Origin of the sequence: Advenella sp. RU8 (genome assembly GCF_048381675.1) — a bacterium.
Classification (GTDB): Bacteria; Pseudomonadota; Gammaproteobacteria; order Burkholderiales; family Burkholderiaceae_B; genus Advenella.
In genome coordinates this window covers 14,985-36,067 of sequence record NZ_JBLWIS010000012.1, presented here as the reverse complement: position 1 = coordinate 36,067, position 21,083 = coordinate 14,985, and the positions used below count along the sequence as shown (strand labels likewise).

Genomic DNA, 21,083 nt, shown 5'->3' with positions numbered 1-21,083 from the left:
CGAATGGACTCCCTATCTTAGATAACGCTATCTGGAAAAGTTCCCCACGGCCTATACCGCGGGCAACAATTTAACGAATACCGGCCGCGTAATCGGCAACTGCCTTGATGTCTGCACGGTTCATGCGGTTGGCAATAACGCCCATCATGTTTTCAGTGCCGCCATTTTTACGATAACCGTCAGCGAAGGCCAGCAACTGGGCCTCGAGGTACTCGGGGTGCTGACCAGACAAGGACGGGAATGCGCCAGGCATACCCTTGCCGGTTGCTCCATGGCAGGAAGCACAGGCAGGAACATTACGGTCGGGAATACCGGCACGCCAGATTTCACGGCCACGCTGCACAATACTAAGGTCTGCACCCAATTTTGCGGTAGCAGGTTGTGTCAGGGTTTGCTTGCTGACATAACTGGCCAGATTCTGCATGTCTTCTGGTGTCATGTTCGCAACAATAGGCCCCATCATGGTTGGATTGCCTTGCGCATCGGTACGGTTGCTGGACTTGGCACCTTCAGGAACCTGGAAATTCTTGAGTTGGTTGACAATGTACTCATAGGGCATACCGGCCAGGCTTGGATACATGGGGACCATGCTATTACCGGCAACACCGTGACAGGCCACACAGGCCAGAATACCGCGTGACATATCGCCATTGGTATACAGTTCCTCTCCGGCCTTGACGTCAGGCTTGGCGGCAAAACTGGAAGCGCTCATGGCCAGGCCCATGGCAACGCCACTCGTCACTAAAATTTTTGATAAAACTTGCTTCATGAATACCCTCTATGATCACAGCGGATCAGTACGCATTTGTCTAAATTAGCGTCTATTGTAAAAGATAATGCTTATAAACGTAGGAGTATAAACCTCAATCACCAAATTTAGGCGATTTTTATGGATAAGGATTATACAATAGGGACTTATTTTTTATTTATTTGAGCGTACTTGTGTCAATTTTACATCGGGCATCCTTCTTTACCTCAGCAGCCAAACTGCACCAACTGCCTCCACCGTCGGTTCCCGAGGTTTGTTTTGTGGGCCGTTCAAACGCGGGCAAATCCTCTGCAATCAACGTGCTGGCCAACCAGAAACGTCTGGCATTTTCCAGTAAAACACCCGGGCGTACCCGCCTGATCAACATGTTTGGCCTGCCCGATCCGCTTGATCCGGAACACCCGTTAGGCTTTCTGGTCGACCTTCCCGGTTACGGCTATGCCTCGGTTGCCCGTGATGCCCGTGAAGAATGGGCCGACGTGCTGGGCGCCTACTTGCGAGAGCGCACGTCCCTGGCCGGCATCGTTCTGCTGGTTGATATCCGCCGTGGCGTGACCGACCTGGATCGCCGCCTGGCCAACTGGATCGCCCCCACCGGCAAGCCTGTTCTTGTATTATTAACCAAGGCCGATAAACTACCCTATGGCCAGCGCCTGAAAGCCGTTGCGGCCGTGCGCAAAGACCTGGCAGATATCGGTGCCCTGAATGCCATTCCTTTTTCAGCCACTCACCGTATTGGACTTGAAGAAGCCGATCTCAAAATCATCAACTGGATTTCACCAAAGGTTGTACCATGAGCTCAATTATTACTGCCGATTTTCCCGCTTCCCGCCCCCGTCGCAACCGCCGCGACGACTTTTCCCGCCGCCTGGTCCGGGAAAACATCCTTTCTGCCAATGACCTCATTTACCCTGTTTTTGTAAAAGAAGGCAACAATTTGCACGAACCCGTGCTATCCATGCCCGGTGTCGTACGTTACTCTCCCGACACCCTGCTGCCTGTGGCAGAAGAGTGTGTCAAGCTGGGCATTCCGGTACTGGCACTGTTCCCCTCTATTGACCCATCCCTGAAAACCCCTGACGGCATTGAAGCAACCAACCCCGAAGGGCTGATCCCACGGGTAGTCGCCTCATTGAAAAAAGAATTCCCCGAACTGGGTATTTTATGTGATGTGGCCCTTGACCCTTATACCAGTCACGGCCAGGATGGCTTGATTGACGACACCGGCTACGTGCTAAACGAGCCCACGGTTGAAATGCTGGTCAGGCAGGCTCTGGTACAGGCCGAAGCCGGTGCCGATTATGTCGCGCCCAGCGATATGATGGACGGCCGTATTGGTGCCATTCGCCAGGCACTTGAAGCCCATAACCATATTTACACCCGTATCATGGCCTATTCGGCCAAATACGCCAGTGCCTTTTATGGCCCGTTCCGCGATGCGGTGGGTTCAGCCAGCAATCTGGGCAAATCCAACAAAATGACTTACCAGATAGATCCTGCCAATCGCAATGAGGCCTTGCGCGAAGTGGCCGCCGACATCCGCGAAGGGGCCGACATGGTCATGGTCAAGCCGGGCATGCCCTACCTGGACCTGGTTCGCGATGTCAAAGAGATGTTCAGGATGCCCACTTACGCTTACCAAGTAAGCGGTGAGTACGCCATGATCAAGGCCGCGGCCATTAACGGCTGGCTTGATCACGACAAAGTCATGATGGAATCACTGCTTTGCTTCAAGCGGGCCGGTGCCGATGGCATCCTGACTTACTTCGCCATAGAAGCGGCTAAAATCCTGCAACAGCAATCATAAAGGCAAAGCGGCAATCTCCATGCCGCCAATGCTGATCATCCAAATTGTCCGGCTGACACCAAACCGGCCGGACAAATATCAAGACCTACGGTTTTATCCATGGCTATTCTTGCCATTTGTCATTAATATAAGCATTAACTATTTCAACAATCAACAAAAGGCAATACCATGAAAATCCTGATCACTTATGACCTGCGCCTGCTGGGTTCACGTTTTGCACGCTTAAAAGAAATCATCGACGAGCATTTCCCCAATCGCTGGCATTGTTTTGACACCAGCTACGTGGTTTCCACCGACCTTGACCCCAACCAGGTGCGTGACCTGCTTTTGCCCGCCCTTAATGTTAACGACTGCCTGCTGGTTAGCGAACTGGGCAGCAACTGGGCCGGTATCGGTATTTCTGAAAAAAACCGGCAGCTGCTTGAAAGTTAATTCGGACCAAACCCCGTTTCCTTAATACGGGTCAGGCAAGTATGCCTGTTCTTAGGCTAAAATGACCTTTGTGCTTATCTCAAAGGTCATATTCATGAAAACAGATACTGGCAATTGCGTTGTTATTTACAGTACGGTACCCGACCTGCTTCTGGGCAAGCGCATTGCCCATATCCTGGTTGAAGAAAAGCTGGCTGCCTGTGTGAACCTAAGTTCACCCGGCCTGTCTATCTACTTGTGGGAAAACGTGGTGGAAGGCACCGAAGAGATCACCCTGACCATTAAAACCACCCAGGAACGCCAGCAGGCATGCATTCAGAAAATTGCCGCGCTGCATCCTTACGAAGTTCCCGAAATTATTGTCTTGCCCATTCTGGATGGACATACCCCTTATTTACACTGGGTTCAGCAACAAACAAAAATTTGAGTCACGTTCCATGATCGCACCGCTGTACAAAAAAACGCTCTGGTTATTATCTGTTTTCACCCTGCTTTTTTTCGCTGCCCTTACCCCCCTGCAGGCGGAAGAAGAGTTTCTTGACCCTGAAAAAGCATTTGTGTTTTCAGCCCAAATGCAAACCGATAACCAGCTGAGCATCCGTTTTGACATTGCGCCAAAATATTACATGTATCGCGAGCGCTTTGAATATCACATCAAAGACGATGATGAAAACCGCACACAAGCCAGCCAGCTACTGGGCACGCCGGTTTATCCGTCTTCAGGACAGGTAAAATACGACCCGACTTTCGACAAGGAAATGGAGGTCTATTACCAGAATGTTGAGATACAGTTACCCCTTAACAAAAGTGATGGCCCTTTCACTCTTGAAGTAATCGGCCAGGGATGTGCCGATGCGGGCCTGTGCTATCCGCCCATGACCTACGAAGTTGGCCTGAGCCCCACGGCCACCGGCTATGAAATCACCTCGGGCAAAGGAGCGGTCTTAGGCGGCCCGTCACTGGCCTCAACGGCAGGCGACAACCGTGTTTCCCTGTTTGACGCCGGTGATACCGATATAGCCGCCTGGCTGACCGATGCCAGCCTGATAAAAATCATCCTGCTCAGCTTCGCCTTGGGGGTCCTTCTGTCTTTCACGCCCTGCGTACTGCCCATGCTGCCTATCCTGCTCTCTATTGTGGTTGGTGACCGCAAGGCAGGCAATGCCACACTCTCCCGCTTCAGGGGGCTTAACCTGACACTCATGTACGTGCTGGGCACATCAGTGGTATACACCATCCTGGGCATACTGGCCGCCTCTGTTGGTGCCGTTATGGCTTCCTGGATCCAGAATCCCTGGGTGCTTGGCCTGTTTGCCATTGCCCTGGTCATTTTGGCGATTGGCATGTTTGGTGCGTTCACCATTCAAATGCCAGCCAGCCTGCAGTCCTCCCTGAATGAAAAAGTCTCCCGCATGCCGGGCGGACGCATGGGCAATGCCTTTTTCATGGGTATTATCTCCGCCCTGATCTGCGGTCCTTGCGTGGCGGCCCCTCTGGCCGGTGTGCTGCTATTCATTTCACAAACCGGAGACCTGACCACAGGTGGCCTGGCCCTGTTTGTCCTGGCATGGGGCCAAGGCACTTCCCTGTTAATCCTGGGCACCTCTTCAGGCGCCTTACTGCCCAAGGCCGGCCCCTGGATGGAGAGCATCAAGAATTTCTGCGGCCTGCTCCTGCTGGCTACCGCGGTCTGGATGATCATGCCCATCACCCCTGTCTGGTTCAATATGCTGGCCTGGGCCTTCCTGTCCATGTGCCTGGCACTGTTGCTGGGTGCATTTACGCCCTTTTCTGGCAATAGCGGAATCCTGAAACTGTTACTCAAGGCCAGTGGCCTGCTGTTTGCCTTATGGGCCGCCCTGCTCATGCTGGGTTTGGCTACTGGCGGGCAAAGCGTGCTCAACCCGCTCAAGGGCTTAAACGCTGGCGCTGGCCAAGGACCTGCCACGCGTAGCAGCACCACACCGGTAGCGGCAACACCGTTTATACAAGTGAAAACATTGGCAGAACTTGAATCCACGCTAGCCAATGCCGGCAAACCTGTCATGCTGGATTTTTATGCCGACTGGTGCATTTCCTGCAAGGAAATGGAATTGTTTACCTTTTCCGATCCTGGCGTCAGGCAGAAACTGAATCAGATGCTCCTGTTGCAGGTGGATGTCACCAAGAACAACGAGGCCGATCGCGAACTATTGAAACGCTTCAAACTGTTTGGCCCGCCCGGCATTATCTTTTTCAATGACAAAGGCCAGGAACTGGAAAAAATCCGGGTGGTCGGCTTTCAGAATGCCGAACGATTTTCTGGCACACTGGATAAAGTCTTGAACTAAAGCGAACGGGCCGCACGGTTTAATTATTGCTGCCCGGATTTGCCATAAAACAAATAACGCTTTCCCCTGCCTTCTGGCAGGGAAAAATCAAGCTCATTGACCGTTTTCAGCGCTAAAAATGCCTGGCATGACCGTGAAGCCGTTAATGCCCTTGACGCGATCGGTCCAGCGACGCAAGGCCGGGTAATCAATTAAGGAAATGCCGGCCTGATCGGACAACATGATATGGGGAAAGCAGGCCAAATCAGCAATCGAGGGATGCTCGCCGGGACACAACCACTCCTGACCGGCTTTTTCGGCGAACCACATATGTTCCTCTATGACCGCCAGCAATTCACGGCCTGCCTTGCCCTGCACGGCCAGATTGCCACCTTCACCCCACACTTGTGCCCAGCGCGCTTTTGAGACCGTTTCATTCAGGTCATTAGCCAATGACAGCCACATCTGCACCTTTGCAATCCTGGCAGCATCATCATGGGGATACCATTTGCCTTTAGGGGCATATTTACAGGCCAGATAAACCAGAATAGCCTGTGAATCATGCACAATAAACCCGTCATCATCCAGCACAGGTACTTTGGCCAATGGATTGATGGCACGAAAATGGGCACGCTGGTGTTCCCGGCCCGGAAAAAGCTCAACGGGAATCACTTGATGCTCCTGTCCCAGAATACTCAGGAAAAGGCGAACCTTATAACAATTTTCTGAAAATTCGCAATCATACAAGTTCAGCATTCCCGCTCCTAAATATCCAATACCAGATCACCGCTGGCACTACGTGACACACAAGGCATCATGCAATCGCCACTTTGTTTTTCTTCTTCACTCAGGTATTCATCCTTATGCTCGATATTACCTGACAGGACTTTTGTATAACAGGTCCCGCATACTCCCTGCTCACACGAGGTTTCGATATGCACGCCGTACTCCTTCAGGGCATCGGTAATGCTAACACCGGAAGGAATGATGTAGCTTTTGCCCGATTTGGCCAGCGTAACCCTGAAGGTATGCTCATCGTTATGCGACACCCTATTGGAAAAAAGTTCATGGCGAACCTGGATGTGCGACCAGCCTTTTTCACGAATAACCCGGAAAGCAGTGTCAAGCAAACCTTTGGGACCACAAATATACACATTAGGCTGTTCAGGGCTTACCTTGGCCAGAATGGTTTCAAGCTGCCCGGCGACCTGGTCAGGCTGCATTGCCTGATAAAACGAGACGCTATCCAGTTGGTTAAGCTGGTCAACAAAAGCACGGGAATAGATATTGCGCACGAAATAATGCAAATGATAAGGCAGTTTTTCATGTTCAAGCTGGGTTGCCATGGCAACAATTGGTGCAACACCAATACCACCGGCAATCAGCGTTCCGCCTTTGCCCGGTACCAGGCGAAAATGGTTCCTGGGCGCTGAAATCTCAAGTACGCTGTCTTCCTTGACCTCATGATACAAAGAAGCCGAACCACCCCGGGACTCGGGTTCAAGCTTTACCCCGATCAGCAGCTCCTGTTGCTTGCTATCCCATTCGACCAATGAAAACTGCCGCACCAGGCCCTTTGGCGTACGGACATCAATATGTGCACCGGCTTCAATGCCCTTGAAACGGTTAAATGAAGGCAAATGCAAACGAAGTGACACCACCTGTTCGGCAATCTCCTTGCGCTCGATAACCCGTGCCGGTAGCCAGCGCGGTAAAGCCTGTACCGGTTGTGGCGCAATAACCGGCTCTTCTTCCCTGATCTCACGGCCTGCTTCCAGTTCAAGTTTTAAGGTCGTCAAGGCCTGGTTAATCCGCCGGGTCCACTGCAGTTCATCATCGTCCTGGTTACACATGACATGTATAACGGTTTTTTCGGTATGGGCGGGTTGCAGCATGAAAAGCACTTCGACCGTTTGGAACATATACTCTTGCCAGCAGACGTGCACCATTAGCCCGTCCTGCCGCGCCTGAAAAGTTTGAAGGTCAACATGGCGATCATATTGACAGAAACGCAGCAGATGCGTTTGCACTAGCGCCAGCGGGGCATTGACGGGTATGCTGCGCAACACGCTGGGTGGCAGCGCAAAGGGATGGGTAAGCACGCTGGGTTCGCTTAAATAGTCACGGGTAAGGTTAACCCAGACAAAACCGTTTTTTTCCACCACAGAAAAGCTTTTGGCACAGGCCGAGTGCGGAATGCTGCCATCGGTTACCGAGGGAATAACCGAGCACTGTCCGTCGCCGGAGTGGAACTGCCAGCCATGATATTGGCACTTCAGGCTCTTGCCGGTATTGATGCCATGCGTTAGCCGCATGCCACGGTGCGGGCAGCGGTTTTCCCAGGCATTGACCTCTCCCTTGTCGGTTCTCCATAAAGCCAGCTCCACACCCTGCAATTGGGCATGGAATACATGACGCAAGACCAGTTCATCGGCTCTGGCAACAGGAAACCATTTATCTTCAAACATATTCAACTCTTATCGGATTAAGACAGACAGTATTTCAGGGATTCTGAAAAGCTCCATAACACACGCCTTTTTCGCTTAACCAGCGTCGATAGGCTACCGAGGTGGCATCTGCGCCGGTTGATATTTCAAAATCGGTGGCCAGCGGCAGTTTACGCGGTATTTGATTATTCAGTATCGCCATGTCTTCCCCAAGGATGCTTTGTCGAAACAAACGCAATTCTTCAAGACTGGCACTGTCATCAAGACAGGCCATTGGCATATGCACAATGCTGCGATCTTCATCACAGGGCTGGACAAAAAGGCAAATCACGTCTTTTTTAGCCGGCTGCAAGGGACAGGTTTTATACAACAAGGCACTGAACGGGCTGCATACCCTGTAAATATACTCAATATTCATGCTGCCTTCATGACTGAAGGCAGCCACTGGTTGATAAAACTCGCAATCCCGGGCATAAATTTCATTGTTTTCAATTTCGACACGATAAGGCTTGACCGCCGTATAAGGCATTTCACCCAGTGTTCCTTCATGCACAAACGGAAAGTGCGCGATATCCAGAAAGTTTTCCACTACCCGCAAACCGGAAGCCTTGACGCACACCGAAGCAGCCGCCAGAACCCGCCGCTCAGCATCCTGGAATTCAGAAATTGCGAACATGTCAGGAGGATTGCCAAGGCTGACCCAATAGGTATAATGCTGCATTAATACCGGTAGCCTTTCCCGGGTAGCTAGCAAAATGGCATAAAACCCGTCTTTTTCATCCAAACCATACTCAATGGGCTGCCCCAGCAAGCGCGTGTGGTAAATCTTGCCCGCAACAGGCATGTTTTCTGTTGTCACGGGATACCACTGGTCAAGCACAACCGATTCGATTTTCATGTTTACACCTTCACAACCACAAGCAGGCTACCCGCCGCTTTACATTAAATAAAAACCCAGGCCAGACACAACCATATTACGCCCTTTACAGACTTTATGTCATTGGCTCCCGATCAGCCAATATAAAGCAACCATATCATGAGATTGCCCAAGGCAAAAAAAAAGCACCCATTTAAGGGTGCTTTTTCCTGATACCGGAATGATTGATTGCTCAATTACTCGGCATCAACAACTTCGTCAGCAACTTCTGGACGGTCAACCAATTCCATGAAAGCCATAGGTGCATTGTCACCTTGACGGAAACCCATTTTCAGAATGCGGGTGTAACCACCATTGCGCTCTTGAAAACGTGGACCGATTTCGGCAAACAGTTTAACTACAGCATCACGATCGCGCAAACGGGCAAACGCCAGGCGTTTATTGGCCAAGGTTGGCTCTTTGGCTAAAGTGATCAGGGGTTCGATGACACGACGCAGCTCTTTAGCTTTAGGCAATGTTGTTTTGATCGCTTCGTGCTGAATCAGGGATACAGACATGTTGCGGAACATAGCCAGACGATGGCTGCTTGTACGATTTAATTTACGTAAACCACTGCGATGACGCATGATATATTTCCTATGAATCTAAAGTTGAGATGACCGGTTGGTCATCTGGTTAAACCAGCTCTTCTATCCGTTCTTGAAATGATTACCAAAGACGGCGGTCCGGTTGATATGAATATTGCCAGCCGGATTAAAAAACCAACTGGCAATAAATACTTGCTTATGGGCGCTCAAGGCCAAGTGGTGGCCAGTTTTCGAGTTTCATGCCCAGAGTCAGGCCGCGTGCAGCCAGGACTTCCTTGATTTCGTTAAGTGATTTGCGACCCAGGTTAGGTGTTTTCAGCAATTCATTTTCAGTGCGCTGGATCAGGTCACCGATGTAGTAGATGTTTTCCGCTTTCAGGCAGTTGGCCGAACGAACGGTCAGCTCAAGATCATCAACAGGACGCAACAGTACAGGGTCAATTTGTGGCGCACCACGTACCGGTGTTTCATAAGTTTCTGTTGCACCTTCAAGGGCGGCAAACACGGAAATCTGATCCATCAGGATGCGGGCAGCCTGACGAACCGCTTCTTCGGGTGAAATCACGCCGTCTGTCTCGATATCGAGGATCAGCTTGTCAAGGTCGGTACGTTGTTCAACACGGGCACTTTCAACGGCATAGCTGACACGACGGATTGGGCTGTAAGAAGCATCCAGGATGATGCGGCCAATCGTGTGGGCTTTATCGTCTGCCAGGGCACGAACGTTACCGGGCACATAACCGCGGCCTTGCTCTACCTTGATTTGCATTTCAAGCTTACCGTTTTCGGTAAGATTGGCAATCAGGTGATCTGGATTGATGATTTCAACATCATGGGGAAGCTCAATGTCGCTGGCCAGGACTGGACCTGTACCGCTTTTGCGCAAGGTAACCGTTACTTCTTCACGGTTATGCAGCTTGAACACGACGCCTTTCAGGTTAAGCAGGATGTCAACCACGTCTTCACCGACGCCAGGCAAAGTTGAATACTCGTGCACAACACCGGTAATTTGTACTTCGGTGGGGGCATAGCCAGTCATGGAAGACAACAGGATACGGCGCAGGGCATTACCCAAAGTATGGCCAAATCCGCGTTCAAAAGGCTCCATGACCACTTTGGCGTGGTTTTCGGCAACAGGGGTTACTTCAATAGAACGTGGTTTAAGAAAAGCCTGAGACATTTCATTTCCTTTTCAATACCCTCGGCTCGTTACACCGATAAGGCTGATGGATAAGATAAAAGTATAAATAAACGGACTGATTGCAAAAATAGGTGCAGATCAACCCACAGAATAGCTGGAAGATTATAGCTTATTTTTATTATTTTTTATGCAATTGCATGTGCAAGCACGGGGATAAGATAAAAAGCAGAAAAGGCCAAAGCCTTTCCTGCATTTTCACGACATTAACGAGAATACAATTCAACAACCATTGATTCATTAATATCACGCGCAACATCTGCACGATCAGGGGCTTGTTTGAATGTGCCGCTTAATTTGGCAACATCAACTTCAACCCATTGTGGCAGACCATTACCGGTTGCCAGATCCAAAGACTCTTTAATACGAGCCTGACCTTTGGACTTTTCACGTACGGAAATGATGTCTCCGCTTTTGATCAGCATTGAAGGAATGTCAGCTTTGTGGCCATTCAGTTCAATTGCACCGTGGCTAACCAGCTGACGTGCTTCGGCACGTGTAGAGCCAAAGCCCATGCGGTATACCACGTTATCAAGGCGAGATTCCAACAACTGAATCAGGGTCTCGCCTGTGTTGCCACGGCGACGCTCAGCTTCAGCAAAGTATTTACGGAATTGTTTTTCAAGTACGCCGTACATACGTTTGAGTTTTTGTTTCTCGCGCAACTGCAAACCGTAATCAGAAGTACGGGCACCGGAAGTGCGACCGTGCTGACCTGGCTTGGAGTCCAGTTTGCATTTTGAATCCAGAGAGCGACGTGCACTCTTCAGAAATAAATCAATACCTTCACGACGTGAAAGTTTACATTTTGGTCCAGTATATCGTGCCATTATGTTCCCTTAATATATTAGATACGGCGGCGTTTAGGAGGACGGCAACCGTTATGCGGGACTGGCGTGATATCGGAAATGCTTGAAATCTTGATACCCAGCGCATTCAATGCACGCACTGAAGATTCACGGCCAGGACCTGGGCCCTTGATGCGAACTTCAAGTGTTTTGATACCATATTCCAATGCTACACGTCCCGCTGACTCGGCTGCAACCTGCGCTGCAAAAGGCGTCGATTTACGTGAGCCTTTAAAGCCCGCGCCACCCGACGTCGCCCATGACAAGGCATTGCCTTGACGGTCAGTAATTGTGATGATTGTATTGTTAAAAGATGCATGAACGTGCGCAATGCCGTCCGATACAACTTTTTTAATTTTTTTGCGAGCGCGATTTGCGCCGCTAGAAGCTTTCGCCATAATAACCTACCCCGATTATTTCTTCAGTGATTGAGCTGCACGACGCGGTCCTTTACGGGTACGCGCATTCGTACGAGTGCGCTGACCACGGACGGGCAGTCCACGTCTGTGGCGCATGCCACGATAAGTTCCCAAATCGATTAAGCGTTTAATCGAAAGTTGTACTTCACGTCGCAAATCACCCTCAACCGTGAACGTACCTACTTGTTCACGAATTTTCTCGAGTTCTGCATCTGTCAGGTCTTTCACTTTTTTATCGAATGGTACGCCTGATGCTTCGCAAATCTGACGAGAGCGGGTGCGTCCAATGCCAAAAATAGCAGTAAGACCGATTTCTGCATGTTGATGCGGCGGAATGTTGATGCCTGCGATACGGGCCATGACTGTTCCTCGTTAAGTCGTTAACGCAGGGATTAACCCTGGCGTTGCTTGTGACGCGGATCTGTACAAATTACTCGTACAACTCCGTGACGTTTAATGATCTTGCAATTACGGCAGATCTTTTTAACCGATGCCATTACCTTCATTGGTTGACTCCTAATTGTTCCCGCTTATTTAGAGCGGAATACGATCCTGGCGCGTGAAAGGTCGTATGGGGTTAATTCCACAGTAACCTTATCACCCGGAAGAATCCGAATATAATGCATCCGCATTTTGCCAGAAATATAGCCTAAAACTACATGGCCATTTTCCAGTTTAATACGAAAAGTTGCGTTCGGGAGGTTCTCTATAACCTCACCCTGCATTTGTATGACGTCGTCCTTAGCCATAATGATTATCTCATTGGTAAATTCGTACCCTTGAAACTGGTTTTCTTGAGTAACGAATCATATTGGTGCGACATCATGTAGGCCTGAACTTGGGCCATAAAATCCATGGTCACCACCACAATAATTAACAGTGAGGTGCCCCCCAGATAAAACGGTACATTCTGCCATTGCATTCTCAGGAATTCAGGAACCAGACACACCAGTGTGATGTAAATGGCGCCTACCAGCGTTAAACGCATTAATATTTTGTCAATATATTTTGCTGTTTGCTGTCCTGGACGAATACCCGGTACAAATGCACCGCTTTTCTTCAGGTTATCTGCTGTTTCACGACTGTTGAAAACAAGAGCCGTATAGAAAAAACAGAAAAATATGATCAAAGCAGTAAATACAGTGACATAAAGCGGTTGACCAGGCTGCAAAGCAGCTGATATATCACTTAGCCAACGAATTTGGCCTGCACTTGAAAACCAATTCGCGATCGTAGCCGGAAACAAAATAATTGACGAGGCGAAAATGGGTGGAATAACACCAGCCATGTTCAACTTGAGTGGCAAATGAGAACTTTGTCCACCATAAATTTTATTTCCAACCTGACGTTTGGCATAGTTCACGGTAATGCGACGCTGACCACGCTCGACAAATACAACCAAAGCGGTAATCGCCACGACCAGCGCAAAAATGAACAACGCTGCAACCGTTCCGATCTGATTCTGGCTAACAAGCTCGAACATGCTTGCCAGTGCAGTAGGCAAACCGGCCACAATACCTGCAAAAATCAGGATTGAAATACCGTTACCTAAACCACGTTCGGTGATTTGCTCACCCAGCCACATTACAAACATGGTGCCTGTTACCAAGGTAACCACCGTCGTGAAGACAAACATTGCTCCCGGAGTGATAACCAGATTAGGCTGTGCCTGTAAGGTTGCTGCAATACCAAATGACTGTACCAACGCTAATACAACAGTGAAATAGCGGGTGTACTGGGTAATCTTGCGACGCCCCGATTCACCCTCTTTTTTCAATGCTTCCAGGGATGGTACGACCGCTGTCACCAATTGCATGATGATCGATGCCGAAATATACGGCATGATACCCAATGCAAAAACGGAGAAGCGCTCAAGGGCACCACCGGAAAACATATTAAAAAGACCCAGAATTCCGTCTGACTGCGTATTAAACAGATCCTGCATGGCACCAGGGTTGATGCCAGGGACAGGAATATGTGTACCGAAACGGTACACAACCAGAGCAAGAATCAGGAACACAAGTCGCTGCTTAAGGTCGCCGTATTTTTTACCGCTACCTGCTTTACCTGCTGCCTGCGCTTTAGCCACTTTTACCCCTTTTTAAGCGAGTGAACCGCCAGCGGCTTCAATTGCTGCGCGAGCACCTGCTGTAGCGGTTAAGCCATTCAGTGATACTTTGCGTGACAATTCACCTGACAGGATGACCTTGGCGTAACGAACGCTTTGGCCAACAACACCAGCTTGTTTCAAAACCTGAACGTCGATGACATCAGCTTCAATTTTCTGTAAATCAGACAAACGTACTTCTGCGTACAAGTGCTGACCCAGTGGCGTGAAGCCGCGTTTTGGCAAACGACGTTGCAAAGGCATCTGACCACCCTCGAAGCCGACTTTATGAAAGCCGCCTGAACGTGATTTCTGACCTTTGTGACCACGACCTGCTGTTTTACCCAAGCCAGAGCCAATGCCGCGACCTACGCGACGTTTGGCATGCTTGCTACCAGCAGCAGGAGCTAACGTATTGAGTTGCATTTCAGACATCTCTGTTCCTTTAGGCTTCTGATACTGACACGAGATAATCCACTTTACGGATCATCCCACGTACTTCGGGCGTATCAAGCAACACGCGGCTGCTGTTCACTTTACCCAAACCGAGACCACGAATTGTTGCGCGGTGATCGCTTTTGGTGCCAATGACAGAGCGTACGAGTGTTACTTTAATTTGTTTATTCTGTGCCATGATTTACCCCAGAATTTCTTCAACGGATTTACCGCGTTTGGCAGCCACTTCAGATGGTGTCAAACATGCATTCAAACCGTTTAATGTTGCACGAACCAGGTTGTATGGATTGCTTGAACCCAAGCTTTTTGCAACCACGTTACGTACACCCATTACTTCGAAAATCGCACGCATTGGGCCACCGGCGATAACGCCAGTACCTTCTGCAGCTGGAGAGATCAGAACGGTAGATGCACCGTGCTTGCCTACTACAGTGTGATGCAGTGTGCCATTGTTCAGGGCAATCTTGACCATGCCGCGACGGGCCTGTTCCATTGCTTTCTGTACTGCTACTGGCACTTCACGTGCTTTACCTTTGCCCATGCCGATGCGACCATCGCCATCACCAACCACGGTTAACGCTGCAAAGCTCATGGTACGACCGCCCTTGACCACTTTGCTGACGCGGTTAACCGCGATCATTTTTTCACGAAAACCGTCATCGCGCTCTTGTTCAGGGGCGTTTTTGCCTTGTGCTTTAGCCATTTGACAATTCCTCGCTTAGAACTTGAGGCCGGCTTCACGCGCGGCTTCTGCCAACGCCTTTACTCGGCCATGATAACGGAAACCCGAACGGTCAAATGCGACCGATTCGATACCTGCGGCTTTGGCTTTCTCGGCAACACGTTTACCTACGATAACCGCTGCCTCGACATTGCCGCCATTCTTTTTGCCATCAGCCAGTTCTTTACGAACTTCTGCTTCAAGAGTAGATGCGCTGAATAACACTTTGTCGCCTTCTGGCGAAATAACGTTCGCGTAAATGTGCAGATTGGAACGATAAACAGATAAACGGTAAGTCCGTAATTCTGAAATCTTCCGGCGTGTAGCCACTGCACGACGCAAACGGGATACTTTCTTGTCCATGATTTATCCTTGCCTGCGCTATTATTTCTTCTTAACTTCTTTGATGTTGACCTGCTCACCAGCATAACGAACACCTTTGCCTTTGTAAGGCTCTGGCGGACGATAGCCACGGATTTTAGCAGCAACCTGTCCTACTACCTGTTTGTCGTAGCCTTTCAGAACGATTTCTGTCTGGCTTGGACATTCGGCTTTTACGCCTTCTGGCAGTGGATGGATGACATCATGAGAGAAGCCAAGATCCATTTTCAGCGCATTGCCCTGAACCTGGGCGCGGTAACCCACACCAATCAGATTCAAGCGACGCTCAAAACCTGTGCTAACACCGGTAACCATATTGTTTACCAGGGCACGCAATGTACCTGACATTGCTTTAGCATGGCGCGATTCGTTAGTTACTGCGAAAGACAATTTGCCGTCATCAAGCGTAATGGCAACATCACCGAACAGTTCCTGGTTCATTTCGCCCAGGGGACCTTTCACGTTGATGTTATTGGCGGCAATTTTTACTTCCACACCGTTAGGTACAATAACTGGATATTTTGCTATACGTGACATTGAATTCTCCTTATGCCACATAACACAGAACTTCGCCACCCACGCCTTCTGAGCGTGCTTTACGGTCTGTCATTACACCGCGCGAAGTTGAAACGATTGCTACACCCAGGCCGTTCATCACTTGAGGGATGGAACCGCGGCCTTTGTAGATACGCAAGCCAGGACGTGAAACGCGGTCAATGCGCTCAATCACAGGACGACCTGCATAGTATTTCAGTGAAATCTCAAGCTCAGGCTTGGTTTTTTCACCCTTGATTTCGAAGTTTTCGATATAACCTTCATCTTTCAGCACAGCAGCAATAGCCGCTTTCAGCTTAGAGGAGGGCATAGACACCGAAACTTTCTCGACCTGTTGGGCGTTACGGATACGCGTCAACATATCGGCGATTGGATCGCTCATGCTCATTTATATTCTCCTACCAGCTTGCTTTAGTCATACCAGGCACTTCACCGCGCATTGCCATTTCGCGCAGTTTGTGACGAGTCAAACCAAACTTGCTGAACACGCCACGAGGACGGCCAGTAATAACACAACGATTACGCATGCGAGTTGGGTTGGCATTGCGAGGTAATTGTTGTACTTGCAGACGAGCAACGTAACGCTCTTCGTCTGATTTAGATGTATCGTTAATGATCGCTGTCAATTCGGCACGTTTGGCTGCGTATTTGGCAACCAGTTTTGCACGTTTGATGTCGCGATTGATGAGTGATAGTTTTGCCACGTCATCGCCCCTTAGTTACGAAACGGGAAGCTGAATGCTGTGAGCAGCGCCTTCGCTTCTTCGTCAGTCTTAGCAGTTGTAATGATGCTGATATTCAGACCACGCAATGCATCAATTTTGTCGTATTCAATTTCAGGGAAAATGATTTGCTCTTTAACCCCGACGTTGTAGTTACCACGACCATCGAAAGCACGACCAGAAATACCGCGGAAGTCACGTACACGTGGCAGGGCCACGGTAACCAGACGATCCAGGAACTCATACATGCGTTTGCCACGCAGAGTAACCATACAACCGATAGGATAGTCTTCGCGAATTTTAAAACCGGCAATCGCTTTGCGGGTTTTGGTTACGACAGGCTTTTGACCTGCGATTTTGGTCAGGTCGGAAACAGCATGTTCAATAACTTTCTTGTCTGAAACTGCTTCTGAAACGCCCATGTTCAAAGTGATTTTGGTAATGCGAGGCACTTCCATGTCACTTTTGTAATTGAATTTTTCTTTCAATTCGCCAGCAATTTTGCTGATATACAAATCTTGTAAACGAGCCATTTATTGTGCCCCTTACGCTTTCACGCCAACGACAGCGCCGTTGGAGCGATAAATACGGACCTTATGACCATCCACTTCTTTAACGCCAACGCGATCAGCTTTACCTGTTTCTGGGTTAAACAAGGCCACATTTGAAATGTGGATAGGCAGTGTCTTATCAACGATACCGCCAGGATTGTTTGTCATGGGATTAGGTTTTTGGTGTTTTTTAACGACGTTAACGCCTTCAACCAGAACGTGATCAGCACCGACGCGAGCCAGCACAACACCACGACGCTTTTTGTCGCGTCCGGTTAAAACGATAACCTCATCACCTTTACGGATATTGTTCATCGTTACCCTCTTATAACACTTCAGGTGCCAGGGACACGATCTTCATAAAGCGCTCTGTACGCAATTCACGCGTAACAGGGCCGAAAATGCGAGTACCGATTGGCTCCAGCTTGGCATTGAGCAATACAGCTGCATTACCGCCAAAACGGATTAATGAGCCATCTTTACGACGAACGCCTTTGGCCGTACGTACGACCACCGCGTTATAAATTTCGCCTTTTTTGACGCGTCCGCGCGGTGCTGCATCTTTAACACTAACTTTAATAATGTCACCGATGGAAGCATAACGGCGCTTAGAGCCGCCTAATACCTTGATGCACATTATACGGCGCGCACCGGTATTATCAGCCACGTCTAGCGTGCTTTGCATTTGGATCATGATTATTCCTGTTCCAACTTAGTTACATATACCGCCAAACAAAATGTGGCGGACCATATTCGCTTTCGCTATTCATATAACCAGTTTTGGTCCCGTCAGATTGTTTAACTTAAAACCGCTTGGCTTTAAACCAAACCACCCTGGGTTGAAATCTGCTTAAATAAGAACTCTCCACCCACTGTAGAATGAGCGAAGACTACTAATATACACTAAAAGGCTTTCTTTAGCAAGCCTTTTAAACGCCCGCTTTCCGGATAATACTTTAAAAACAACAATATATCGCACTTTCCCAGCCGTATTTAGCCCTTTGGCAAAGATTTTTGTACCGTTTAGACGTGCTGACCACCGTTGATTTGCAGTTCCGAACCATTAATGTAGGAAGACTCTTCACTGCATAAATAATAAATGGCCTGCGCCACTTCGTGAGGCGTTCCCAGGCGGTGCATGGGAATCTGGGTCTCAACAATTTTATGCGTATCCGGAGAAAGGATGGAGGTATTGATCTCCCCCGGTGCTATGGCATTGACCCTTACCCCCTGGGGGGCAAACTCATGAGCCTGCTCGCGGGTCAGCGCCGCCAGACCCGCTTTTGACGCGGCATAGGCCGCACCGGCAAAGGGGTGAACCCGTGATCCGGCAATTGAGGTGACATTCACTATACTGCCGCCGGCTTTTTTAAGTTCGGGAAACAGATAACGCGACAACAGGGCCGTTGAAACCAGGTTCACCCGCAATACGTTCACCCAGGTGAACTCATCGGTATCCAATACGCCCAGGCGTTCGCCCCCTTCCCCCTTGGGTGAAATACCGGCATTATTCACCAAGGCATGCAGTTTTCCATCAGGCAGCTTTTGACGTACCGTTGCCACCAAATCACGCAATCCATTCAAATCGGACAAATCAGCCTGAATGTGACTTTCCCTGGCGTCTGCCCACCTGCATTCCTCCGAAAAAGGCTGGCGCGATACGGTAAAAATCCGCCATCCCCGCTCCTGAAACAGTTTGACGGTTGCATGTCCAATGCCACGACTAGCGCCCGTCAACAATACATATCGAGTTTGCTCTGCCATATTATTCTCCGTTCGCCAGTCCTAGGCGCATTTTTTCACTGCGTCTCCTGAGCCACTCCAGCGTCAGGAGCATAACGACTGAAAAAAGAATCAGTAAGGTGGCCGCTGCGGCAATAGTGGGATTCAGGTTTTCACGAATGCCACTGAACATGACCCGGGGCAAGGTAAACTGTTCGGGCCCCGCCACAAATAAGGTCAATACCACCTCATCAAAGGAAATACCAAAGGCGAACAGGCCGCCTGAAATAACACCGGGCGCAATAATCGGCAAAGTGACCCTGAAAAACGCATACACCGGGGATGCCCCCAGACTGCTGGCCGCCTTGACCAGATTCTGGTCAAAACCCTCGAGTGTGGCCAGTACGGTAATCACAACAAATGGCACCCCCAGCACCGCATGCATGACGATCAGCAGCCAGATATTATTGGCCATACCCAGAGGTGCAAAAAACAGGTAAGCCGCCACCCCCACAATCACAACCGGCACCACCATGGGTGAAACCAGCAAACTCATCAAAAATGCCTTGCCAAAGAAATTGGCACGGTTGAATCCCAACGCCGCCAGTGTTCCCAGCACCATCGCAATCAATGTGGCCACGGGTGCCACAATCAGGGTGTTCTTCAGGCCCAGCATCCAGGTAGGCGATGAAAAGAAATTTTCATACCACCGCAGGGAAAAACCCTGAACCGGATAAACCAGAAATGCACTCTCACTGAATGATAATGGCACAATCACCAGTACCGGCGCCATCAGGAACAGTAAAATCAGTGCACAAATAATCCGGTGCAAATAAAACCAAACCCTTTCCACGGTCGTACGGTTTTCTTTGTTTTTTTTCATGCGAGCCTCACTTTGCCACTGCCAACCAAACGGTTGTACACGGCATAAAGAATAAGCGTGGCCAGCAGCAGGAACCCACCCAGGGCAGCCGCCAGACCCCAGTTAATCGAACCGTTTGTATAAAAGGCGATGAAGTAACTGATCATCTGGTCTTTGGGACCGCCCAGCAATGCAGGGGTAATGTAATAGCCGATGGAGGTAATGAACACCAGCAGGCACCCGGCACTGACACCCGCCACGGTCTGGGGAAAATAAACCTTCCAGAAACTGATAATGGGGTGACAGCCCAGCGACACGGCCGCGCGGATATACGTGGGGGAAATCCCTTTCATAACACTGTATATGGGCAGAATCATGAACGGCAACATAATATGCACCATGGCTATGTACACCCCGATCCGGTTGAAGACCAATTGCACCGGCTGCTCTATAAGACCCGCCCACATTAAGAATCCATTGATAATTCCGCCATTTTGCAGCAATACAATCCAGGCTGCGGTTCGCACCAGCAGGGACGTCCAGAATGGCAATAAAACCAGGATCATGAGAAGGTTACTGGTTTTGGCCGGCAAAGTTGCCAGCAAATAAGCCAATGGATAGGCCAGGACCAGGGTACAAAGCGTCACCACCAGCGCCATTTTGAAGGTGCGCAAATAGATATCCAGAAAAACGGACTCTGATGGACCGGCACGGACAATCTCATTGCGTGCGTCATATTTCATATCCAGGGCCGTCAACAGATAAAAAGCGGTAAATTCACCTGAATTGCGCTTAAGCAGCGCCCAAATGGCCGGATCGGCCCAGCTGGCATCAGTTTTTGCAAACTCGTCCCGATAAGAGGTCACCGTTTCAGGAACCGGCATTCTACGCACCGTCTTTGACAACAGGCTACGGGCACCGGGTTCTTCAAAATTCAACCTGCGCATCAAGTCACCCGAGGTTTTCGCCTGCTTGGCCACGGTCAGGTCCTGGGCCAAAGCCCTGTAAAAACCTTCTTCCAGCGGCTGCCCCACTTCCCATGCACGCAACTGTTCGGTTGTCATGGGCAATACGGAAACCACTTCAGGGTTTTCAATGCTTTTATTCAAAAAAGCCAGAATAGGTGCCACAAACAGCAACAACAGAAAAATAACCAAAGGAAGTACCAGGCCAAACGCCTTGACTTTATTGCGCTTTGTTGATTTTGAAAACTTGACTTGCAAGGCTGCCGCCTCGCTGGCGGACAGAACCGGTTTTGTTATTGCCATCTGACTCATAATCCCTTCCTCTGGACCTATCCCTGGACGCTTGAC

Annotated in this window: 30 protein-coding genes; 5 read left to right on the top strand and 25 right to left on the bottom strand. The window is 49.6% G+C overall.

The window, feature by feature from the left end:
* Positions 1-70: 70 nt before the first annotated feature.
* On the bottom strand, positions 71-769 hold the full coding sequence (locus ACM5Q9_RS12930) for a c-type cytochrome (RefSeq protein WP_418145150.1): 699 nt from the start codon (positions 767-769) through the stop codon (positions 71-73).
* A 173-nt stretch (positions 770-942) separates the two neighbouring features.
* Between ACM5Q9_RS12930 and yihA the strand changes: the two genes are divergently transcribed.
* The 5 genes from yihA (at position 943) to dsbD (ending at position 5,338) form a co-directional block, all read left to right on the top strand.
* Complete coding sequence (yihA, locus tag ACM5Q9_RS12925; RefSeq protein WP_189384657.1) at positions 943-1,566, top strand: ribosome biogenesis GTP-binding protein YihA/YsxC; 624 nt, start codon at positions 943-945, stop codon at positions 1,564-1,566.
* Positions 1,563-2,576: a porphobilinogen synthase gene (gene hemB / locus ACM5Q9_RS12920; RefSeq protein ID WP_418145149.1), complete on the top strand. Its 1,014-nt coding sequence runs from the start codon at positions 1,563-1,565 to the stop codon at positions 2,574-2,576. The genes yihA and hemB overlap by 4 nt, the downstream gene beginning before the upstream one ends.
* A 168-nt stretch (positions 2,577-2,744) precedes the next feature.
* Complete coding sequence (locus tag ACM5Q9_RS12915) at positions 2,745-3,008, top strand: hypothetical protein (RefSeq protein WP_418145148.1); 264 nt, start codon at positions 2,745-2,747, stop codon at positions 3,006-3,008.
* A gap of 94 nt (positions 3,009-3,102) precedes the next feature.
* Positions 3,103-3,435 (top strand): divalent-cation tolerance protein CutA, encoded by a 333-nt coding sequence (cutA, locus tag ACM5Q9_RS12910; protein ID WP_418145147.1) that lies wholly within the window; start codon positions 3,103-3,105, stop codon positions 3,433-3,435.
* 10 nt (positions 3,436-3,445) lie between these two features.
* On the top strand, positions 3,446-5,338 hold the full coding sequence (gene dsbD, locus ACM5Q9_RS12905) for a protein-disulfide reductase DsbD (protein WP_418145146.1): 1,893 nt from the start codon (positions 3,446-3,448) through the stop codon (positions 5,336-5,338).
* A gap of 93 nt (positions 5,339-5,431) precedes the next feature.
* Here the strand turns inward: dsbD and ACM5Q9_RS12900 are convergent, their stop codons facing one another.
* From ACM5Q9_RS12900 to ACM5Q9_RS12785, 24 genes are all read right to left on the bottom strand, one after another.
* Positions 5,432-6,073 carry a glutathione S-transferase family protein gene (locus ACM5Q9_RS12900; RefSeq protein ID WP_418145145.1) on the bottom strand — a complete coding sequence of 214 codons (642 nt, stop codon included), beginning with the start codon at positions 6,071-6,073 and terminating at the stop codon, positions 5,432-5,434.
* An 8-nt stretch (positions 6,074-6,081) separates the two neighbouring features.
* Complete coding sequence (locus ACM5Q9_RS12895) at positions 6,082-7,785, bottom strand: Rieske 2Fe-2S domain-containing protein (protein ID WP_418145144.1); 1,704 nt, start codon at positions 7,783-7,785, stop codon at positions 6,082-6,084.
* 34 nt (positions 7,786-7,819) lie between these two features.
* Entirely contained in the window at positions 7,820-8,662 is an 843-nt protein-coding gene (locus ACM5Q9_RS12890) for an aromatic ring-hydroxylating dioxygenase subunit alpha (RefSeq protein ID WP_418145143.1), read from the bottom strand.
* Positions 8,663-8,877: 215 nt separating this feature from the next.
* Positions 8,878-9,267: a 50S ribosomal protein L17 gene (rplQ, locus tag ACM5Q9_RS12885; RefSeq protein WP_169293361.1), complete on the bottom strand. Its 390-nt coding sequence runs from the start codon at positions 9,265-9,267 to the stop codon at positions 8,878-8,880.
* A 157-nt stretch (positions 9,268-9,424) separates the two neighbouring features.
* Entirely contained in the window at positions 9,425-10,408 is a 984-nt protein-coding gene (locus ACM5Q9_RS12880) for a DNA-directed RNA polymerase subunit alpha (protein WP_418145142.1), read from the bottom strand.
* Positions 10,409-10,632: 224 nt separating this feature from the next.
* The gene (rpsD, locus tag ACM5Q9_RS12875; protein WP_169293359.1) at positions 10,633-11,256 is read right to left on the bottom strand and encodes a 30S ribosomal protein S4; all 624 of its coding nucleotides are present in this window, start codon (positions 11,254-11,256) and stop codon (positions 10,633-10,635) included.
* Between the two features lie 17 nt (positions 11,257-11,273).
* On the bottom strand, positions 11,274-11,672 hold the full coding sequence (rpsK, locus tag ACM5Q9_RS12870; RefSeq protein ID WP_169293358.1) for a 30S ribosomal protein S11: 399 nt from the start codon (positions 11,670-11,672) through the stop codon (positions 11,274-11,276).
* 15 nt (positions 11,673-11,687) lie between these two features.
* A complete protein-coding gene (gene rpsM, locus ACM5Q9_RS12865) occupies positions 11,688-12,053 on the bottom strand; it encodes a 30S ribosomal protein S13 (protein WP_169293357.1) in 366 nt (121 codons plus the stop codon).
* Between the two features lie 32 nt (positions 12,054-12,085).
* Entirely contained in the window at positions 12,086-12,199 is a 114-nt protein-coding gene (gene rpmJ, locus ACM5Q9_RS12860) for a 50S ribosomal protein L36 (RefSeq protein ID WP_014752488.1), read from the bottom strand.
* Between the two features lie 24 nt (positions 12,200-12,223).
* Positions 12,224-12,442 carry a translation initiation factor IF-1 gene (gene infA / locus ACM5Q9_RS12855; protein ID WP_169293356.1) on the bottom strand — a complete coding sequence of 73 codons (219 nt, stop codon included), beginning with the start codon at positions 12,440-12,442 and terminating at the stop codon, positions 12,224-12,226.
* Positions 12,443-12,447: 5 nt separating this feature from the next.
* Positions 12,448-13,782, bottom strand: a complete 1,335-nt coding sequence (secY, locus tag ACM5Q9_RS12850) for a preprotein translocase subunit SecY (protein ID WP_418145141.1) — start codon at positions 13,780-13,782, stop codon at positions 12,448-12,450.
* A 12-nt stretch (positions 13,783-13,794) separates the two neighbouring features.
* A complete protein-coding gene (gene rplO / locus ACM5Q9_RS12845) occupies positions 13,795-14,235 on the bottom strand; it encodes a 50S ribosomal protein L15 (RefSeq protein WP_418145140.1) in 441 nt (146 codons plus the stop codon).
* Positions 14,236-14,245: 10 nt separating this feature from the next.
* Positions 14,246-14,434 (bottom strand): 50S ribosomal protein L30, encoded by a 189-nt coding sequence (gene rpmD / locus ACM5Q9_RS12840; protein ID WP_418145139.1) that lies wholly within the window; start codon positions 14,432-14,434, stop codon positions 14,246-14,248.
* Between the two features lie 3 nt (positions 14,435-14,437).
* The gene (rpsE, locus tag ACM5Q9_RS12835) at positions 14,438-14,959 is read right to left on the bottom strand and encodes a 30S ribosomal protein S5 (protein WP_169293352.1); all 522 of its coding nucleotides are present in this window, start codon (positions 14,957-14,959) and stop codon (positions 14,438-14,440) included.
* Positions 14,960-14,974: 15 nt separating this feature from the next.
* Positions 14,975-15,340, bottom strand: a complete 366-nt coding sequence (gene rplR, locus ACM5Q9_RS12830) for a 50S ribosomal protein L18 (protein ID WP_418145138.1) — start codon at positions 15,338-15,340, stop codon at positions 14,975-14,977.
* A gap of 21 nt (positions 15,341-15,361) precedes the next feature.
* Positions 15,362-15,895 carry a 50S ribosomal protein L6 gene (gene rplF, locus ACM5Q9_RS12825; RefSeq protein ID WP_418145137.1) on the bottom strand — a complete coding sequence of 178 codons (534 nt, stop codon included), beginning with the start codon at positions 15,893-15,895 and terminating at the stop codon, positions 15,362-15,364.
* 10 nt (positions 15,896-15,905) lie between these two features.
* Positions 15,906-16,301: a 30S ribosomal protein S8 gene (gene rpsH, locus ACM5Q9_RS12820; RefSeq protein WP_189384627.1), complete on the bottom strand. Its 396-nt coding sequence runs from the start codon at positions 16,299-16,301 to the stop codon at positions 15,906-15,908.
* A gap of 10 nt (positions 16,302-16,311) precedes the next feature.
* Positions 16,312-16,617, bottom strand: coding sequence for a 30S ribosomal protein S14 (gene rpsN, locus ACM5Q9_RS12815; RefSeq protein ID WP_418145136.1), 306 nt, complete (start codon positions 16,615-16,617; stop codon positions 16,312-16,314).
* Positions 16,618-16,628: 11 nt separating this feature from the next.
* Positions 16,629-17,168, bottom strand: a complete 540-nt coding sequence (rplE, locus tag ACM5Q9_RS12810; RefSeq protein ID WP_418145135.1) for a 50S ribosomal protein L5 — start codon at positions 17,166-17,168, stop codon at positions 16,629-16,631.
* Between the two features lie 12 nt (positions 17,169-17,180).
* The gene (gene rplX, locus ACM5Q9_RS12805; RefSeq protein WP_418145134.1) at positions 17,181-17,501 is read right to left on the bottom strand and encodes a 50S ribosomal protein L24; all 321 of its coding nucleotides are present in this window, start codon (positions 17,499-17,501) and stop codon (positions 17,181-17,183) included.
* 10 nt (positions 17,502-17,511) lie between these two features.
* On the bottom strand, positions 17,512-17,880 hold the full coding sequence (gene rplN, locus ACM5Q9_RS12800; RefSeq protein WP_169293345.1) for a 50S ribosomal protein L14: 369 nt from the start codon (positions 17,878-17,880) through the stop codon (positions 17,512-17,514).
* A 329-nt stretch (positions 17,881-18,209) separates the two neighbouring features.
* Positions 18,210-18,950 carry an SDR family NAD(P)-dependent oxidoreductase gene (locus ACM5Q9_RS12795; protein ID WP_418145133.1) on the bottom strand — a complete coding sequence of 247 codons (741 nt, stop codon included), beginning with the start codon at positions 18,948-18,950 and terminating at the stop codon, positions 18,210-18,212.
* 1 nt (position 18,951) lies between these two features.
* Positions 18,952-19,791 (bottom strand): ABC transporter permease, encoded by an 840-nt coding sequence (locus tag ACM5Q9_RS12790; protein ID WP_418145132.1) that lies wholly within the window; start codon positions 19,789-19,791, stop codon positions 18,952-18,954.
* Positions 19,788-21,047, bottom strand: a complete 1,260-nt coding sequence (locus tag ACM5Q9_RS12785) for an ABC transporter permease (protein WP_418145131.1) — start codon at positions 21,045-21,047, stop codon at positions 19,788-19,790. The genes ACM5Q9_RS12790 and ACM5Q9_RS12785 overlap by 4 nt, the downstream gene beginning before the upstream one ends.
* Positions 21,048-21,083 lie beyond the last annotated feature (36 nt).

Coding starts and splice junctions, on each gene's coding strand:
- ACM5Q9_RS12930 (WP_418145150.1), bottom strand. CDS start 769: ATGAAGCAAGTTTTATCAAAAATTTTAGTGACGAGTGGCGTTGCCATG.
- hemB (WP_418145149.1), top strand. CDS start 1,563: ATGAGCTCAATTATTACTGCCGATTTTCCCGCTTCCCGCCCCCGTCGC.
- ACM5Q9_RS12915 (WP_418145148.1), top strand. CDS start 2,745: ATGAAAATCCTGATCACTTATGACCTGCGCCTGCTGGGTTCACGTTTT.
- cutA (WP_418145147.1), top strand. CDS start 3,103: ATGAAAACAGATACTGGCAATTGCGTTGTTATTTACAGTACGGTACCC.
- dsbD (WP_418145146.1), top strand. CDS start 3,446: ATGATCGCACCGCTGTACAAAAAAACGCTCTGGTTATTATCTGTTTTC.
- ACM5Q9_RS12900 (WP_418145145.1), bottom strand. CDS start 6,073: ATGCTGAACTTGTATGATTGCGAATTTTCAGAAAATTGTTATAAGGTT.
- ACM5Q9_RS12895 (WP_418145144.1), bottom strand. CDS start 7,785: ATGTTTGAAGATAAATGGTTTCCTGTTGCCAGAGCCGATGAACTGGTC.
- ACM5Q9_RS12890 (WP_418145143.1), bottom strand. CDS start 8,662: ATGAAAATCGAATCGGTTGTGCTTGACCAGTGGTATCCCGTGACAACA.
- rplQ (WP_169293361.1), bottom strand. CDS start 9,267: ATGCGTCATCGCAGTGGTTTACGTAAATTAAATCGTACAAGCAGCCAT.
- ACM5Q9_RS12880 (WP_418145142.1), bottom strand. CDS start 10,408: ATGTCTCAGGCTTTTCTTAAACCACGTTCTATTGAAGTAACCCCTGTT.
- rpsD (WP_169293359.1), bottom strand. CDS start 11,256: ATGGCACGATATACTGGACCAAAATGTAAACTTTCACGTCGTGAAGGT.
- rpsK (WP_169293358.1), bottom strand. CDS start 11,672: ATGGCGAAAGCTTCTAGCGGCGCAAATCGCGCTCGCAAAAAAATTAAA.
- rpsM (WP_169293357.1), bottom strand. CDS start 12,053: ATGGCCCGTATCGCAGGCATCAACATTCCGCCGCATCAACATGCAGAA.
- rpmJ (WP_014752488.1), bottom strand. CDS start 12,199: ATGAAGGTAATGGCATCGGTTAAAAAGATCTGCCGTAATTGCAAGATC.
- infA (WP_169293356.1), bottom strand. CDS start 12,442: ATGGCTAAGGACGACGTCATACAAATGCAGGGTGAGGTTATAGAGAAC.
- rplO (WP_418145140.1), bottom strand. CDS start 14,235: ATGTCTGAAATGCAACTCAATACGTTAGCTCCTGCTGCTGGTAGCAAG.
- rpmD (WP_418145139.1), bottom strand. CDS start 14,434: ATGGCACAGAATAAACAAATTAAAGTAACACTCGTACGCTCTGTCATT.
- rpsE (WP_169293352.1), bottom strand. CDS start 14,959: ATGGCTAAAGCACAAGGCAAAAACGCCCCTGAACAAGAGCGCGATGAC.
- rplR (WP_418145138.1), bottom strand. CDS start 15,340: ATGGACAAGAAAGTATCCCGTTTGCGTCGTGCAGTGGCTACACGCCGG.
- rplF (WP_418145137.1), bottom strand. CDS start 15,895: ATGTCACGTATAGCAAAATATCCAGTTATTGTACCTAACGGTGTGGAA.
- rpsH (WP_189384627.1), bottom strand. CDS start 16,301: ATGAGCATGAGCGATCCAATCGCCGATATGTTGACGCGTATCCGTAAC.
- rplE (WP_418145135.1), bottom strand. CDS start 17,168: ATGGCTCGTTTACAAGATTTGTATATCAGCAAAATTGCTGGCGAATTG.
- rplX (WP_418145134.1), bottom strand. CDS start 17,501: ATGAACAATATCCGTAAAGGTGATGAGGTTATCGTTTTAACCGGACGC.
- rplN (WP_169293345.1), bottom strand. CDS start 17,880: ATGATCCAAATGCAAAGCACGCTAGACGTGGCTGATAATACCGGTGCG.
- ACM5Q9_RS12795 (WP_418145133.1), bottom strand. CDS start 18,950: ATGGCAGAGCAAACTCGATATGTATTGTTGACGGGCGCTAGTCGTGGC.
- ACM5Q9_RS12790 (WP_418145132.1), bottom strand. CDS start 19,791: ATGAAAAAAAACAAAGAAAACCGTACGACCGTGGAAAGGGTTTGGTTT.
- ACM5Q9_RS12785 (WP_418145131.1), bottom strand. CDS start 21,047: ATGAGTCAGATGGCAATAACAAAACCGGTTCTGTCCGCCAGCGAGGCG.